Origin of the sequence: Pseudomonas vlassakiae (assembly GCF_014269035.2) — a bacterium.
In the GTDB taxonomy this organism is placed as follows: domain Bacteria; phylum Pseudomonadota; class Gammaproteobacteria; order Pseudomonadales; family Pseudomonadaceae; genus Aquipseudomonas; species Aquipseudomonas vlassakiae.
The window spans coordinates 16,876-34,996 of record NZ_JABWRP020000023.1; the positions used below are offsets into that span (position 1 = coordinate 16,876).

At 67.9% G+C, this 18,121-nt stretch carries 5 protein-coding genes; all 5 read left to right on the plus strand.

What is annotated here, in order from left to right:
* Positions 1-10 precede the first annotated feature (10 nt).
* The 5 genes from norR (at position 11) to HU738_RS22835 (ending at position 18,062) form a co-directional block, all read left to right on the plus strand.
* Positions 11-1,564, plus strand: a complete 1,554-nt coding sequence (gene norR, locus HU738_RS22815) for a nitric oxide reductase transcriptional regulator NorR (protein ID WP_186604299.1) — start codon at positions 11-13, stop codon at positions 1,562-1,564.
* A 162-nt stretch (positions 1,565-1,726) separates the two neighbouring features.
* Positions 1,727-13,219 (plus strand): BapA/Bap/LapF family large adhesin, encoded by an 11,493-nt coding sequence (locus HU738_RS22820; protein ID WP_186604301.1) that lies wholly within the window; start codon positions 1,727-1,729, stop codon positions 13,217-13,219.
* A 63-nt stretch (positions 13,220-13,282) separates the two neighbouring features.
* Positions 13,283-14,716, plus strand: coding sequence for a TolC family outer membrane protein (locus HU738_RS22825; protein WP_186604303.1), 1,434 nt, complete (start codon positions 13,283-13,285; stop codon positions 14,714-14,716).
* Positions 14,713-16,881, plus strand: a complete 2,169-nt coding sequence (locus HU738_RS22830; RefSeq protein ID WP_186604305.1) for a type I secretion system permease/ATPase — start codon at positions 14,713-14,715, stop codon at positions 16,879-16,881. Before HU738_RS22825 ends, HU738_RS22830 begins: the two co-directional genes overlap by 4 nt.
* Positions 16,878-18,062: an HlyD family type I secretion periplasmic adaptor subunit gene (locus tag HU738_RS22835; RefSeq protein ID WP_176509541.1), complete on the plus strand. Its 1,185-nt coding sequence runs from the start codon at positions 16,878-16,880 to the stop codon at positions 18,060-18,062. The genes HU738_RS22830 and HU738_RS22835 overlap by 4 nt, the downstream gene beginning before the upstream one ends.
* Positions 18,063-18,121 lie beyond the last annotated feature (59 nt).

Here is an 18,121-nt window from a genome sequence, read left to right on the forward strand (position 1 = left end):
TGGAGTCCATATGACTACGAAGCCTTTGCTCACCACCTTGCTGCCCCTGGTCAGTGACCTGTCCCGCGACTTGCCGGACCAGGAGCGCTACCGCCGCCTGCTGCAGGCCATGCGCGGCCTGTTGCCCTGCGATGCTGCCGCGCTGTTACGCCTGGACGGCGAGTGGCTGGTGCCGCTGGCCGTCGATGGGCTGTCGCCCGATACCTTGGGCCGTCGCTTCAAGGTCAGCGAGCACCCGCGTTTCCAGATCCTGCTCAGCCGACCGGAACCGACACGCTTTGCCAGCGACTCCGGGTTGCCCGACCCATACGACGGCCTGGTCAACGCCCCCCACGCCGACCTTGAAGTGCACGATTGCATGGGCTGCCCGCTGATGGTCGACGAGCGCCCTTGGGGCCTGGTGACCCTCGACGCGCTCACGCCCGGCCAGTTCCAGAGCCTGGAACTCGACGCCCTGCAGGCGTTCGCCAGCCTGGCCGCCGCCACGGTGACCGTGGCCGAACGCATCGAGCACCTGGCCCTGCGCGCCGAAGACGAGCACCATCGCGCCGAGATCTACCGCCAGGCCAGCGGCCAGGGCAAGGAACTGATCGGTCAGAGCCCGGCGCACAAGCGCCTGCTGGAAGAAATCCGTCTGGTGGGTGGCAGCGAACTGACCGTGCTGATCACCGGCGAAACCGGTGTGGGCAAGGAATTGGTCGCCATGGCCCTGCACCAGGCCAGCAACCGCGCCGACAAACCTTTGGTGAGCCTCAACTGTGCAGCCCTTCCTGACACGCTGGTGGAAAGCGAACTGTTCGGCCATGTGCGCGGTGCCTTCACCGGCGCCCACGGCGAGCGTCGTGGCAAGTTCGAACTGGCCAACGGCGGGACGCTGTTTCTCGATGAAGTGGGCGAGTTGCCGCTGACCGTGCAAGCCAAGCTGCTCCGCGTGCTGCAAAGCGGCCAATTGCAGCGCCTGGGCTCGGACCGTGAACACCGTGTCGACGTACGCCTGATCGCTGCCACCAACCGCGACCTGGCCACGGAGGTGCGCGCAGGCAACTACCGCGCCGACTTCTACCATCGCCTCAGCGTCTACCCGCTTCAGGTGCCGCCGCTGCGTGAACGTGGGCGCGATGTGCTGCTTCTTGCTGGCTACTTCCTCGAACAGAACCGATCACGCCTGGGTTTGAACAGTCTGCGCCTCAGCAGTGAGGCGCAAGCAGCGCTGCTGGCGTATGACTGGCCGGGCAACGTGCGCGAACTCGAACACCTGATCGGCCGCTCAGCCCTCAAGGCCATGGGTCAACACCCGAAGCGCCCGCGCATTCTCACGCTCGAGGCCAGCGACCTCGACCTGCATGCTGCCCAGCCGGCCACGGCTGGCCCCCCTCCCCACGCCATGCCCACTGCCCTGCCCCTCCCCGTCGGTGGCCTGCGCGAAGCCCTCGATGAGTACCAGCGCCAGCTCATCGAGGCCTGCCTGCAACGGCATCAGGACAACTGGGCCGCTGCAGCCCGCGAGCTTGGCCTGGACCGTGCCAACCTGAGTCGCCTGGCTCGTCGCCTGGGGCTCCGCTGAGCCAACACACACTAAAGGACTATCCGCAAAGCCATCTGGTGGCAATCCGCTGGGCTGCTATATCTCCCTAATCGCCGGTTACGCGGCCGCTATTCGGCCAGGTTGTGCCAACCAAGGATCGCGCAGACGGTCCTGCGTACCGAAAACCAGCAGGGAGCACTCATGGACAACATCGTCGTCGCCGACAAGCAATCTGCCGTCGCCACCCAGAATGCCTGGGGCAATATCACCCTCAACAGCCCAGGCGTCGTGCAGATGCCCGTTGCTCCCGACCAGGTGGCGACCGTCACCCGGCGTGGCCAGGACCTGATCGTCACGCTCAAGAACGGAGAAAAAGTCACCGTCGGCAACTTCTTTGCCGTGGACCAGGCAGGGGTTGGCAGTGACATGGTGTTCGTCGGCGAAGACGGCACCCTGTGGCACGCCAATTATGACGCGACCGCCTTCACCGGCTTCACGTTCGATGAGGTGAACTCACTCGACGAACTGGTGGCCGGCATCGGCACCGCCGGTAACGAAACCTCGACCTTTGCGATTGCCGGCCTGAGCTTGCTCGGCGTCGGCGGGGTGGCAGCAGCGGCGAATGGTGGCGGCGGCGGTGGTGGTGGCGGCGGTGGCAGCACGCCGGGCGACACCACGGCACCGGCAACCCCCATCGACCTGCTGGTTTCGCCCGATGGCCTGCGCCTGAGCGGGCGTGGTGAAGCGGGCGCCACGGTGAATGTATTCGATGCTGCCGGCAATCTGATTGGCAGCGGCACGGTGAATGCCGATGGCAGCTTCGATATCGCCCTGAACACCCCGCAGGCCAACGGCGAAAACCTGGCTGTCTCGCAGACCGATGCCGCAGGCAACACCTCGCAGGCGGGTACGGTGACAGCCCCGGACATCACCCCGCCTACCGCACCGGCGCAACTGGCGATAGACCCGCAGGGTAATACCGTCACCGGCCGCGCCGAGCCAGGTTCGACCGTTCAGGTACGCGGTGCCGATGGCGCCGTGCTGGGCACTGCCGTGGCCGGCGCCGACGGCCAGTTCAGCGTCACCTTGCAACCGCCGCAGACCGATGGCCAGCCTTTGCAAGTCACGGTCACCGACCCTGCTGGCAATGTCTCCAGCGGCACCACCATCACCGCACCGAACGACGGCGTTGGCAGCGGCGGCGACACCACACCGCCCGCGCCGGCCAGCAATGTGATCATCAGCGCCGACGGGCGCACCGTGTCGGGCCGTGGCGAAGTCGGTGCGACCGTCAACGTGCTGAACGACCAAGGTCAACTGATCGGCACCGGTACCGTGCAACCTGATGGCAGCTTCACCCTGCAACTGACCTCGCCCGTGGTCGATGGCTCATCGCTGCAGGTCACCCTTACCGATGCCGCCGGCAACGTTTCGACGCCAAGCCCCCTGACTGCCCCGGACCTGGTGGCGCCAACGCAACCCAGCGGGCTCAGCCTGGCCAACGGCGTAACCCTGACCGGCAGCGCCGAAGCGGGCGCACGGGTAGAGGTTCGCGATGCCAATGGCAACCTGATCGGCAGCGCCATCGTCCAGCCAGACGGCAGCTTCAGCCTCACCCTCGACCCTGCCCAGGCCAATGGCGAACACCTGGCCATCACCGTCACCGATGCCGCGGGCAACAGCTCGACGCCGCTTGATTACACCGCACCTGACATCACCCCACCGGCAATCATCAGCAACGTCATAGTCGGTGCTGGCAGCCTGGTCATCAGTGGCCGCGGCGAGCCGGGTGCAACGGTGCAAGTGCGTGATGCCAACGGCGCGGTGATCGGCACCGGTGTCGTCGCGGCCAACGGCACCTTCCTGGTCGACCTCAACGGCCCGGTCAGTGCCGCTGACCGCATCGTGCTGGTGCAGACCGACGCCGCCGGCAACGCTTCGCTCGAGCTCACCGTGATCGTCCCTGCCACTGCAGTGCCAGAGAGCCCTGCCGGGCTGGTACTGGCCGCCGACGGCACGTCCATCAGCGGCACCGCCCCGGTGGGCAGCCTGGTGGAAGTACGCGATGCCAATGGCGCGGTGATCGGCAGCGTACAGGTGGGTAACGATGGCACCTTCACCATCGTTCTCACACCGGCCCAGGCCAATGGCGAACTGCTCGACGTGGTGGCCATCGATGCCGACGGCAACAGTTCGTTGCCGAGCCAGATCAACGCCCCGGACATCACCCCGCCAAACCAGGCCAGTGACCTGAACCTGGCGGCCGACGGCATTACCCTCACCGGCCGCGGCGAGGTCGGCGCCACGGTGCAGGTCACCAATGCCCAGGGTACGGTGCTGGGCACCGCTACAGTCGGAGCCAACGGTTACTTCACCGTCACCCTGTCGCCCGCCCAGGTCAACGGCCAGGAGCTCGACGTGGTGCTGCGCGACGCCGCCGGCAACAGCTCCACCGCCACCCTCACCGCGCCCGACCTGGATGGCCCGCTGCAACCTTCGGCGCTGGCCGTCGACGCCACCGGCCTGCATCTCACCGGTGCCGGCCAAGCGGGCTCGATCGTCACCGTGCGCGCCGCCGACGGTAGCGTACTGGGCACGGCCATCGTAGCCGCCAACGGGCAATTCGACGTCACCCTCAACGTGCCCCAGCGCAACGGTGAACAACTGAGCGTCGAAGCCACCGACACACTGGGCAATAGCGCCGGCCCGGTCAGCTTCACCGCCCCCGACACCACGCCGCCGCAAGCCGTGAGCAACCCCAGCATCGACGGCACCGGCAGCAGCGTCTCCGGCACTGGCGAGCCCGGCGCCACCGTTACCGTACGCGGCCCGAACGGCACTGTATTGGGCACTGCCCTGGTCAACGGCGACGGCAGTTTCCAGGTTACCCTGAGCCCCACCCAGACCAATGGCCAGGCCCTGACCGTCGAGCAACGCGACCCGACCGGCAACGTCTCGGCCGCCGTCGACCTGACGGCACCGGACAGCCAGGCGCCGGCCATCACCACAGGCCTTGCGCTGTCGACCGACGGCACGGTGCTCACCGGCAGCGGCGAACCCGGCGCTCAGGTACGGGTGACCGGCGCTGGCGGCGCAGTGCTGGGCACCGCTACGGTCGAAGCCGACGGCAGCTTCCGTGTGACCATCGACCCACCCCAACTCAATGGCCAGGTGCTGACGGTGGTCCAGACCGATGGCGCCGGCAACCCCTCCCCTGCCGAGACCTTGACCGCCAGTGACCGCGAAGCGCCTCTCCCCGCCCAAGGCCTCGGCCTCAGCGCCGATGGCATCACCCTCACGGGTCAGGGCGAAGCGGGCGCCACCGTGGAAGTCCGCGGTGCCGGCGGGCAGCTGCTCGGTAGCGGCGTGGTCGACAACGACGGTACCTTCAGCGTTACCCTGACACCTGCGCAAACCAGCGGTGAAACCGTCTCGGTGGTGCTCATCGACGCCGCTGGCAACGCCTCGCCGTCGGCGCCGTTCACCGCCGACGACAGCAGCGCCCCCGCAGCCCCGGGCGGGCTGCTGGTCAGCGCCGACGGCAGCCTTGTTCAAGGCACCGGTGAGCCCGGTGCCACCGTTGAAGTGCGCAACAGCACCGGGCAGCTATTGGGCAGCGTGGTGGTCCCCGCCAGTGGCAGCTTCAGTGTTGCACTGAGCCCGTTGCAGCTGGACGGCCAGACCCTCAACGTTACCCAGACCGACCCACAAGGCCATACCTCCGGCGCCGCACAAGCGACTGCACCAGACCTCACCCCGCCCGCACAACCCACGGACCTGGCGATCAGCGCCGATGGCCTGGCCCTGACCGGCAATGCGCCCGGCGCGGCTTCGGTCACCGTAATCAGCCCGACCGGCGTCGAGACCACAGTCCTGGTCAACGCCGACGGCAGCTTCAGCGTGCCGCTGTCCCCCGCCCTGATCAACGGCGAGACGGTGACCGTGGTGGTCGCCGATGTCGCCGGCAACAGCACCGAGCCGACCAGCGTCACGGCCGCCGACACCTCACCACCGGCTCCAGCCGCCGACATCGCGGTCAGCCCGGATGGCAGCCTCATCAGCGGTACCGCCGAACCCGGTACCACGGTCATCGTGCGCGACGGCAGCACCGAACTGGGCACCGCCACGGTCAACCCGGATGGCACCTTCCAGGTTCAGGTCAATCCACCGCTGGTTGCAGGCGACGGCGTGCAACTCGTGGTCCACGACACCGGCAACAACGAAACCGCGGTCACCGTCAACGGACCGGACGGCAGCGAAGTCGCAGCGCCCACCAACCTGGCCATCAGCGCCGATGGCTTCCTGCTCACCGGCCAAGGCACGGTCGGTTCGCTGATCACCGTCACCTCCGGCGGCACCACCCTGGGCACCGGCACGGTGGGCAGCGACGGCATCTTCCGCATCTTCTTCGCCAATGCCCAGCTCAACGCCCAGACCCTGCACGTCAGCGCCCGCGCATCGGCCAGCGGCGCCCCTTCGCTGCCGGCGACCATCGTCGCAGCCGACACCACCCCGCCCGATGCGCCGACCCAGGTCGCCATCAACCGCAGCGGCACCACCTTGACCGGCCATGGTGAAGTCGGCGCGAGCGTGAGCGTGACCGACGCCAACGGCACCGTGGTCGGCACCGGCACCGTCGGCAGCAACGGCCTGTTCTATGTCAACCTGGTGCCGGCGCAGGTGAATGCGCAATACCTCACCATCACCCAGGCCGACGCTGCGGGCAACGTGTCGCTCGCTGCCACACAGCAGGCACCTGACCTGCAAGCCCCGGATGTGGCCACCGGCCTCAGCCTGAACAGCGCCGCCACCGTGGTCAGCGGCCAGGGCGAAGCCGGTGCACTGGTGACCGTGCGCGACGCCAGCGGCGCCGTGCTGGCCACCGGTACGGTGAACCAGAGCGGGCAGTTCCAGATCACCCTGCCCAGCGCACAGACCACCGGCAGCGCACTGCAGGTCACCCTCAGCGATGCCGCTGGCAACGTGTCCGGCCCGGCCAGCCTGGCGACCCCAGACCGCACGCCACCGGCAGCCGTTACCAACGCAACGCTCAGCAACGATGGCCGGCAGCTGTCCGGCAGCGGTGAAGTAGGCGCCACGGTGCAGGTCCGCGATGCCAGCGGAGCCGTGCTTGGCACTACCACCGTGGGCGCCGACGGGCGCTTCACCGTCACCTTCGCCACCTCGCAAGCCACTGGCCAGGCCCTCGGCGTGACCCAGCTGGATGCTGCGGGCAACACTTCGCCAGCGGTCACTGTCGTCACTAACGACCTGAGTGCCCCGGCGGCGTTGACCAACGTGGTGCTCAACAACAACGGCCTGACCCTCACTGGCCTGGGTGAAGCCGGCGCCTCGGTGACCGTGCGTGGCCCGGATGGCACCATCATCGGCACCGGTGTGGTGGCCGCCAACGGCAGCTTCACCCTCACCCTCACCAGCGCGCAGCTCAATGCCGAGCGCCTGAGCGTGACCCAGACCGACGCTGGCAACAACACCTCTGCCGCCGTGACGGTGACGGCCCCCGACCATACTCCGCCTGCGGCGCCCACCGCCCTGGCCTTGGCTGGCAGCGGCCTGCAACTGAGCGGCAGTGCCGAACCCGGCAGCACGGTCACCGTGCGCGATGCGGCGGGCAATGTGCTGGGCACCACGGTGGCTGCCGCCAACGGCACCTTCCAGGTCACCCTGAGCAGCCCGCAGACCAACGGCCAGGCCTTGCAGGTGACCGCCACCGATGCCGCCGGCAACGTCTCGCCCGTGGCCGCCTACACCGCTGCCGACACAACGCCTCCAGCCGCTGTCGCCCATTTGGCCGTCTCGGCCGATGGTGCCACCCTGACCGGCACCGGCGAGGCCGGCGCCACGGTCACCGTGCGCGCACCGGACGGCACCGCGCTGGGCACGGCCCTGGTCGGCAGCGACGGCCGCTTCTCGGTCACCCTCGCCCCGGCTGCAACGGTGGGTGAGAACCTCGCGGTGGTGCAGGTTGACGCCGCCAACAACACCTCGCCGGTACAAAACGTCACCGCGCCGGGCAACACCGCACCCGATGTTCCCGGCAGCCTGGTGCTCTCGGCGGACGGCCTGGTCATCACCGGTATCGCCACACCGGGCAGCACGGTCAGCGTGGTGGGCCCCAATGGTGTGCTGCTGGGCAGCGCCCCGGTCAACAATGACGGTACCTTCAGCGTCACCCTCGGCAGCGCCCAGGCCAACGGCGAGATCCTCCAGGTCAGTGCCACCGGCACGGACGGCAGCACGTCGCTGCCGGCCGAGTTGCAGGCGCCGGACACCACTGCGCCGCAACCGCTGAGCAACCTGGCGCTGTCCAACGACGGCCTGGTGCTCACTGGCCACGGTGAGCCAGGGGCCACCGTGACCGTGCTCGGTATCGGCGGGGTCGGCCTGGGCACTGCCGTAGTGGGCGCCGACGGCAATTTCAGCGTCAACCTCTCCGCCGCCCAGCTCAACGGCGAACAACTCAGCGCCGCGCAGACTGACGTCGCCGGCAACGAGTCCAACAGCGTCAGCCTCACCGCACCGGACATCACTGCACCGGCTGCGCCGGCCAATTTGGCATTCGCCGGTGGCGGCAGCCTGCTCAACGGTACCGGTGAAGCCAATACCGCGGTGAAAGTCATCGCCGCCGACGGCACCGTGCTGGGCACCGCCACGGTAATGAGCAACGGCAGCTTCCAGGTCACCCTCAACCCGCCACAGGCCAACGGCCAGGCCGTGCAGGTGGTGCTGACCGATGCCGCCGGCAACCAGTCCAGCGCCAGCCCCATCACCGCACCCGATACCACACCGCCGACTGCGCCCAGCGAACTGGCCATCTCCAGCGATGGCGTGACCATCACCGGGCGTGGCGAAGCCGGGGCCACGGTGATCGTGACCAACCCGGCCGGCCAGCAGATCGGCACGGCCCTGGTCGACGCCAGCGGCCACTTCACCCTGACCCTCAACCCGGCCCTGGGCAACGCCGAGGTGCTGAGCTTCACCCAGACCGACGGCGCCGGTAACCTGTCGCCGGTCGCTACCCTGCAGACCCCGGACTTCACGCCGCCAGACGTGCTGACCAACGTGGTCATCAATGCCGACGGCAGTGTGGTCATTGGCCGCGGTGAGCCTGGCGCGACGGTCACCGTGAACAACGCAGCCGGCGTGCTGCTGGGCACTACCACGGTGCTCGCCGACGGCAGCTTCCGGGTCGAACTCAGCCCTGCACAGATCAACCAGCAGGTGCTGTCGGTGCAGCAGGCCGACCCACCCGGCAACATCAGCGAGCCAGTCACGATCAACGCCCCGGACCTGACGCCGCCAGCCGCGGCGCTCGACCTGCGGCTCAACGCCGCTGGCGACCAGCTCGGCGGTACCGGTGAAGCGGGCAGCACCGTGCGTGTCTATGCCGGGACCACCGAAATCGGCACTGCCACGGTCGGGCCCAACGGCACCTTCGTGGTCAACCTCAGCGCGCCCCAGCTCAACGGCCAGACCCTGCAGGTCACCCTCGCAGACGCCAGCGGCAACGTCTCACCGATCAGTACCGTGATTGCGCTCGATAGCACGCCGCCGGCCACCGTGGTGGCGAGCCTCAACGGCAGCGGCACCCAGCTGGTCGGTACCGGCGAGGCCGGCGCACGGGTCAGCGTGATGGACAGCCAGGGCAATTTGCTCGGTCAGGGCACCATCGACCCCGATGGCACCTTCGTGCTCAACCTGACCTCAGCGCAAATCAACGGCCAGGTGCTCAGCGTGATTGCCCAGGATGCCACCGGCAATCCTTCTGCAGCGCTGCAACTGACCGCACCTGACCTGACCCCACCTGCTCAGCCGGCCAACCTCACCCTGACCGGCAACGGTACCTTGCTCAGCGGCACCGGTGAGGTGGGCAGCGTCATCAGCGTGCGCGATCCGTCCGGCACGGTGGTCGGTACCGTCACCGTGCCAGTAGGCGGCAACTTCACCGTGACCCTGAGTTCGGCGCAGAACAACGGCCAACTGCTGACCGTGATCGCCACTGACAGCGCCGGCAACACCTCGACCCCGGCGCAATACCAGACCACCGACACGTCGCCGCCCGCAGCAGTGACCAACCTTGCCGTCAGCAACACTTACGACATCCTCACCGGGCGAGGCGAAGCCGGCGCGCGCGTGACCGTCAGCCTGGGCGGCGTGGTCATTGGTACCGGCCTGGTCGACGCCGGCGGCAACTTCTCGATCAACCTGCAACCGGCAGCGGGTTCGGCCGCTTCCCTGGCCGTCACCCAGACCGACGCAGCCAACAACACCTCCGCCGTGGCGACCTTTGTGACACCGCTGGTGCCGCCACCGGAGCCACCCCTCAACGCGACACTGGCCGCCGACGGCCTGACTCTCACGGGGACGGCCGCCACCGGCACCTCCATCCGTGTCTACGACGCCGCCGGCAACCTGATCGGCAGCGGTCTGGCCAACATCGGCAACGGTGGCTTCTCCATCACCCTGAGCGCCGCCCAGCTCAACGGGCAGCATTTGTCGGTGACGTCGGTATCGCTGCTGGGGGGTGAGTCGCAACCGGTGTTCGTCACCGCAGCCGACATCACCGCGCCGGCCAACCCGGTGGTCAGCGCGCTGTCGGCCAACGGCCTGGTGCTGACCGGTACCGGTGAAGCCGGCGCCACGGTGACGGTGCGCGATGCTGCCGGCAACGTGCTCGGCAGTGGCCTGGTCAACGGCGCGGGAGCGTTCAGCATCAACCTCAGCAGCGCCCAGCTCAACGGCCAGGTACTGAGCCTGACCCAGGCTGACGCCGCGCTGAACGTCTCCGGCGCTACCAGCTACACCGCGCCGGATACACAGGCGCCGCTGGCACCCACCAACCTGGCGATCAATGGCGCAGGCACCGTGCTCACCGGTAACGGCGAGCCGGGCGCGACCGTCACCGTGCAAGGCCCCAGCGGCACGGTCGGTACCGCCATCGTGCAAGGCGATGGCACCTTCAGCGTCACCCTGACCAGCACCCAGAACAACGGCCAGGCCCTGGTCGTGCGCCAGACGGACGCCGGCAACAACGTATCCGGCAGCGCCGCCATCACCGCGCCCGACACCACTGCGCCGACCGCTCCAGTGGCGGCCATCAACGCCAACGGCACCTCGGTCAGCGGCTCCGGCGAAATCGGCAGTACAGTGACGGTTCGCAACAGCGCCGGTACCGTGCTCGGCACCGCCACGGTGGGCAGCAACGGCCTGTACGTGGTCAGCCTGAACACGGCGCAGGTCAACTTCCAGGCGCTCACCGTCACCCTCACCGATGCCGCGGGCAACACCTCCACCGCCACAGCACTGACCGCCCCGGACCTGACCCCACCGGCCAACGCCAGCAACCTGGTGATCAGCGCCGACGGCACCACCCTCACCGGTACCGGCGAGGTCGGCGCCACGGTGACCGTGCGCAGCGCCAGCGGGACCGTGCTGCAAACCGCCGTGGTGCAGGCCAACGGCACCTTCACCGTGACCCTGAGCCCAGCCCAGGACAACGGCCAGGTGCTGTCGGTGACCTTGACCGACCCCCGCAGCAACGTCTCCGGCAACGTCAACATCACCGCACCGGACGTCGATGCCAACGCCCCGGTCATCGCCAGCAACAACCTGGCCACCGCCACCGTCAACCTGGCGCCGGTCACCGCCACCACCACCTACACCGACAGCTTCACTACCTTGCTGTCGGGCTTCAGCAAGACCTACACCTGGACAGTGGCGGCTGGCACCACGGCCGATCCGACCCTGACGCTGACCACCAACAGCGTGCTGGCGCTGCTCAACAACTCCACCTTCACCCTGCAGGTGAAGAACGCCAGCGGCGCCTGGGTGACCATCGCCACCGGCAACACCCAGGGGCTGCTCGACCTGATCGTGCTGCCGCTGGGGCTGCAGGTGGACATCGGCAAGCTGCAGGCCGGCGACTACCGCCTGACCGTGGCCAGCGGCGGCATCGGCCTGGTGACCCAGGTCACCACCAGCCTGGACATCGACGCCACCAGCCTGACCCAGTTCACCGGCACCGGCACCGCCGCCTCGGGCAACGTCATCACCGACCCGGGCACCAATGGCGCGGTCGACTCGCTCGGCCCGGACAGCGGCGCCGTGCTGAAGATCCTGGTCAACGGCAGCTACGTGAACGCCGCCAGTGGCGCGGGCACCACGGTGCAGGGCCAGTACGGCACCCTGGTGATCCATGCCGACGGCAGCTACACCTACACCCCCAACGGCAGCCCGGCGAGCGTCGGCAAGGTGGACGTGTTCAGCTACGAGCTGGTGCACCCGAACGGGCTGACCTCCGCGGCCAACCTCTACGTGCGCATCGACAGCCCGCAGGCCACGGAAACCTGGAACGACAGCAACCTCAGCGCGCCGGCCACGGTGGTGGATGCGGTCAATGACGTCGACAGCAGCAGCATCACGCTGGCCAACCGGGTTGACAGCAGCAGCGCCACCCTTGGCTCGCTGACCCTGCCGCTGGTCGGCTCGCGCTCGGCCACCTACACCACCACGGTGGCCGCCGACACCACGGCCAACCTGCAAGTGGTGGTCAACTCCGCCAACCTGTTGAGCCTGCTCAACGGCACCACCATCCAACTGCTCAAGCTCAACACCACCACCGGCCAGTATGTGGTGGTGCAGACGGTCGGCGGCAGTTCGCTGGTCAGCCTGCTTGGCGGGGGCGCAGGTTATACCTTCCAGAACCAGGGCGCCGGTACCTACCATATCGTGGTCAGTGCCGGTGGCATCGGCCTGGCCAGTTCGATCACCACCAGCCTCAATACCACCACCACGCACCTCACCGAGTTCGTGGTCAGCAGCGCCACGGTGGCCAGCGGCAACCTGATCACCGACCCGACCGGTACCGACAACCTGGGTTCGGCGTTGACCGTGCTGAGTGTACTGACGGCCGCCGGCACCTATGCCATCCCCGGCTACAACGGGGTCAGCGTGGCCGGTACCTACGGCACGCTGCTGGTGCATGCAGACGGCAGCTACACCTACACCCTCAACAGCGGGCTGACCTCGGCAGTGATCGGCCAGCACGACACCTTCACCTATGAACTGACCCACCCTAACGGCACCACCGATACCGCCACGCTGACCGTCAACCTGGACAACGCCGCCAGCGTCACCACCTTCTCGGCACTGGTGGCCGACACCAGCGACGGCAGCGGCGCGGTGGCCAGCGTTGCGGCCGCTGCATCCAGTGAAGTGCTCGCCGGCACCGATGGCAACGACCACCTGGTCGGCAGCCAGGGCGGGCACATCAGCCTGGAAGGCGGCGCAGGCAACGACACCCTCGAAGTGGTCGACCAGAACTTCGCCAGCGTCGATGGCGGCAGCGGTACCGACACCCTGCTGTGGGGCGGCGGCGATGCCAGCATCGACCTCGGCAACCTGGCCAGCCGTATCCACAACATCGAGGTGATCGACCTCAACGACACCAGTGCAGTGGCGCTGACCCTCAACCTGGCGGACGTGGTGGCAATCACCGAAGCCGGTAAGGACACGCTGATCATCAAGGGGGATGACAAGGATTCGGTGCACCTGACGGACAACTGGACCCTGGTCGGGAACCAGACCGCAGACGGCATCGACTATAACCAATACACGGCCCAGGAAGATCCGAGCCATCACCTGTGGGTGCAGAACGGCATCCATGTCGTTTGAGGCCGCTGCAATCCGCCGGGCACATCGCCCGGCGGCAAGGATGAACAGCAGTAAGGGAATTTCGTGAAGCGACGCAGTCCGCTGTCACCGCTGTGGCTGGGGGCCTTCGGGCTCCTGGCGTTGAACCTGAACCCGGTTGCCCTGGCAGCCGACGACATAGACCCCAGACTGCGCACCATCGGGCCGTCATTGATGCGCGACGCGCCCGATGCCATCACCGCTCGCCCGCCTTCCGGCCAGGCCGCCAGCAATGGCGACCGCCTCGGGCTGGCCGAGGCCGTGCTGACTGCGGCGCAGTGGCACCCGAGCATCGCCGAAGCGGTCGGTAACCTCTACAAGCAGGGCGAAGGCATCAACGTCGCCCGTGCCGGTTACTACCCACAGATTTCCGGCGGTCTGCGCACCGGCTATGACACCGGCTACGGCGGCGACCGCAACAGCCAGGCATTGAACCTGTCGTTGAAGCAGATGCTTTACGACTTCGGCAAGGTCGACAATGCCGTCAGCGCCGCCCAGGCCGCCGCCACGCGGGCCCAGGCCAATATCCTGCTGGTGGTCGACGACCTCGCCCGCGACACCGCCTACGCCTGGATCGAAACCCGCCGCTACGAACAGTTGATGGCCATCGCCCGTGACCAGATCCGCGGCGTCGGTGACATCGCCGGCATGGCCCGCCAGCGCAGCGACATGGGCGCCAGCACCCGCTCCGATGTGGTCCAGGCCGAGTCGCGGGTCGAGGGCGCCCGCGCCACCCTCGAGGAATACCAGTCGCAGTACGAACGCTGGCGTTCGACCCTGGCCGAACTGCTCGGCCGCGTAGCACCACCGGCCTTGGCCGAGCAAACGCCACCGGAGCTGAACCAGGCCTGCAAGCGTTCTTCAGGCAGTAGTGACCGGCTGCCAGCCGTACTGATGGCCCTGGCCTTGCGCGCCCAGTCACAGGCCGAACTGGCCCAGGCCAAGGCCGAAGCCTACCCCACGCTATCGCTGCAACCGCAGGTCAACCATTACCTGGACAACGACTACAACCGCGACAACCGAAGCCTCGACCGCACCCAGGCGGGCATCTACCTGAACGTCGAGGTACCCATCTACCAGGGGGGCGCGATCAGCGCCCGCAGCCGCGCCGCCGGCCATGCCCTGAGCGCCGCCGACTCCGCCGAAGACGCGGCGCGCCTGCAGGCCCGCCGCGGCCTGGCCGAGGCCATGGCGCAGACCTCCGGCCTGAGCCGGCGCCTGACTTCGCTGGAGGCGCGCCAGGCCAGCATCCAGGAAGCCCGCGAACTGTATGGCAGGCAGTACCTGGACCTGGGCACCCGCCCCTTGCTCGACCTGCTCAACGCCGAGCAGGAGATCTACCAGTCACGCTTCGAACTCGCCGGCACCCGCTCCGACCTGCTGCGCCTGGATGTCGACTGCCTGTACAACTCCGGCGCCCTGCGTACCGCCTTCGGGCTGGAAGGGCGCAACCTGCAAGGGGTGGAAATCGAGCCATGAACGACACCGTCAAGCTGACCCAGGCCGGTCAGGCGCAGAATCCGCACCCGGCTGCGCCGCATCGCCCTGATCTGGGCCCCTGGCTGGAAGTGATGCTGCAGGTCGCTCATCACTATCGCCTGGACGTCTCGCCCCAGCGCATCCGCCTGGCGGCAGCCGAGGATGCGCGCCCGCTGGATGAAATCCTCCGGCACATGGCGCGCCAGGCCGGGCTGACCTTGCGCTTCGTGCGCTACGACGCCAAGGCCCTGCGCCAGTGGCGCACGCCGCTGGTGCTGGAGCTGGACGATGGCCAGTTGGCCACGGTCGAGGCAGTGACCGAGGAAAACGAGCTGGCGGTGGTGTTCGCCGGCGACCAGCGCCTGACTTCGCGCCTGCCCCGCGAAGCGCTCGACGGGCGCATCAACCGCGTGGCCTTGATGCGCCCGGCACGGCCGCTGCGCGATGTGCGCACCGACGACTACACCGCACCCTACGATCGCCACTGGTTCACCCGCATCGTGCTGCGCGACCTGCGCCCGTACGGCCAGGTGATGGTCGCCTCGTTGGTGGCCAACGTGCTGGCCCTGGCCGGCGTGCTGTTTTCGATGCAAGTGTACGACCGGGTGATCCCCGCCGAGTCCCTGCCAACCCTGTACGTGCTGTTCGGCGGCGTGGTGCTGGCGCTGGTGTTCGACTTCAGCATGCGCCTGCTGCGGCTGAAGGTCACCGACCTGCTGGGCAAGCGTGCCGACCTGCGGGTGTCGGACCTGGTCTACGGCCATGCGCTGCGCCTTCGCAATTCGGCACGGCCGAAATCCACCGGCTCGTTCATCTCGCAGCTGCGCGAGCTGGAGTCGATCCGTGACCTGATCACTTCGAGCACCGCCACCGCGTTGGCCGACCTGCCGTTCTTCCTGCTGTTCCTGCTGGTGTTCTGGCTGATCGGCGGGGTACTGGTGTTCATCCCGCTGGTGGCACTGCTGGCCATGGTCATCCCGGGCCTGCTGGCGCAGCGGCGGCTGGCCGCCCTGGCCAATGCCTCGATGCGCGAGTCGTCGCTGCGCAACGCCATGCTGGTGGAAAGCATCCAGGGCCTGGACGAAATCAAGGCGCTACAGGCCGAGGCACGCTTCGAGCGCCAGTGGAACCAGTACAACGCCGCCTGCGCGCACACCAGCCTGCACCTGCGCACCCTGACCAACGGCCTGGTCACCTGGACCCAGAACGTGCAGGGGGCGGTATTCGCCGTGGTCATCGTGATCGGTGCGCCGATGGTGATCGCCGGCGACCTCACCACCGGTAGCCTGGTGGCCGCCTCGATGCTGTCGTCACGGATGATGGCGCCGCTGGCGCAGCTGACCCATGTGCTGACCCGCTGGCAACAGGCCAAGGTGGCCCTGCAGGGCCTGGACAAGCTGATGCAGTCGCCGGTCGACCATCCGGAAGGCGAGGCCCGCGTGCACCTGCCAGCGATCCGTGGCGAATATGTGCTGCGCCAGGCCACCTTCCGCTACAGCCCGGAAGCACCACCGGTGCTGAGCATCGGCCAGCTCGACATCCAGCCTGGCGAACGCATCGCCGTGCTCGGGCGCAACGGCGCCGGCAAATCGACCCTGTTGCAGGCGCTGGGCGGCGCCATGGACCTGAGCCAGGGCGAAGTTAGCCTCGATGGCATCGCCATGGCGCACCTCGACCCGGCCGACCTGCGCCGTGACGTCGGCCTGCTGGCCCAGTATGCCCGGCTGTTCCACGGCACCCTGCGGGAAAACCTCACCCTCGGCGCCGGCCAGGCCAGCGACCAGGAACTGGTCGCCGCGCTGGCGGCCACCGGTGCGCTGGAGTTCGTCCGCCACCTGCCCAAGGGCCTCGACCACCTGATCCTCGAAGGCGGCCAAGGCCTGTCCGGCGGGCAGCGCCAAGCCCTGGTGCTGGCGCGCTTGCTGGTTCGCCAACCGCAGGTACTGCTGCTCGACGAGCCCACCGCTTCGCTCGACGACGTCACCGAACGCAAGTTGCTGGATAACCTCGACCGCTTCTGCCAGGGCCGCACCCTGGTGATCGCCACCCATCGCCTCAGCGTGCTGCAGCGTGTGGAGCGCATCATCGTGCTCGACGGCGGGCGCATCGTCATCGACGACAAACGCGACGCTGCCCTGGCCAAGCTACAAGGAGCGCAGGCATGAGCAACCACCCACTCCCCGCCTCGTACCTGGACGGTCAGGACGACCAGGCGGTGCTGCGCGCCGGGCGCATCATCACAATTTGCGCACTTATGCTCGCTGCGTTCCTGGCCTGGGCGGCCTGGTTCGAGGTGACCGAAGTGTCCACCGGCACCGGCAAGGTGATCCCCAGTTCACGCGAACAGGTGATCCAGTCGTTCGAAGGCGGCATCGTCGCCGAGATGAACGTGGCCGAAGGCGACCTGGTGGAACGCGGCCAGGTGCTCGCCCAGCTCGACCCGACCAAAACCGCCTCCAGTGTTGGCGAGAGCGAAGCCAAGTACCGTGCCGCCAAGGCCAGCGTGGCGCGCTTGCGTGCCGAGGTCACCGGCAAGCCACTGAGCTTCCCGGAAAGCCTGCGCGATTCGCCCGAGCTGATCGACGCCGAGACGGCGCTGTACGAAACCCGCCGCCGTGGCCTGGAGCAGACCCTGGCCGGCATCGAGGATTCGCTGCGGCTGGTGCGCGCGGAGCTGAAGATCACCGAGAACCTGGCCAAGATGGGCGCCTCCAGCCGGGTCGAGGTGATCCGCCTGAACCGCCAGCGCTCGGAACTGGAGCTCAAGGCCAACGAGGCCCGCTCCGAGTACCTGGTGCGCGCCCGCGAGGAGCTGGCCAAGGCCAGTGCCGAGGCCGACAGCCTGTCGGAAGTGATCCGCGGGCGCAGCGATTCGCTGACGCGCCTGACCTTGCGTTCGCCGGTGCGCGGCATCGTCAAGGATATCGAGGTCAACACCTTGGGCGGCGTGGTGCAACCTGGCGGGCAGGTGATGAAGATCGTGCCGATGGATGAGCGACTGCTGATCGAAACCCGCATCGCCCCACGGGACATCGCCTTCATCCACCCCGACCAGGCGGCCAAGGTCAAGATCAGTGCCTACGACTACTCGGTGTATGGCGGGCTGGACGGCAAGGTCGTGGGGATATCGCCGGATACCCTGCAGGACGAGGTGAAACCGGAAATCTATTACTACCGGGTATTCATCCGCACCGAACAGGACAGCCTGACCAACAAGGCCGGCAAGCACTTCGCGATCGTGCCGGGGATGATCGCCACGGTGGATATCCGCACTGGCGAGAAAACCATCCTCGATTACCTGATCAAACCGCTGAACCGCGCCCGCGAAGCCCTGCGCGAACGCTGACCGGAGCCTTCACGCGCCTCCCTGTGGGAGCGGGTTCGACACCTCGCTCCCACAGGGGC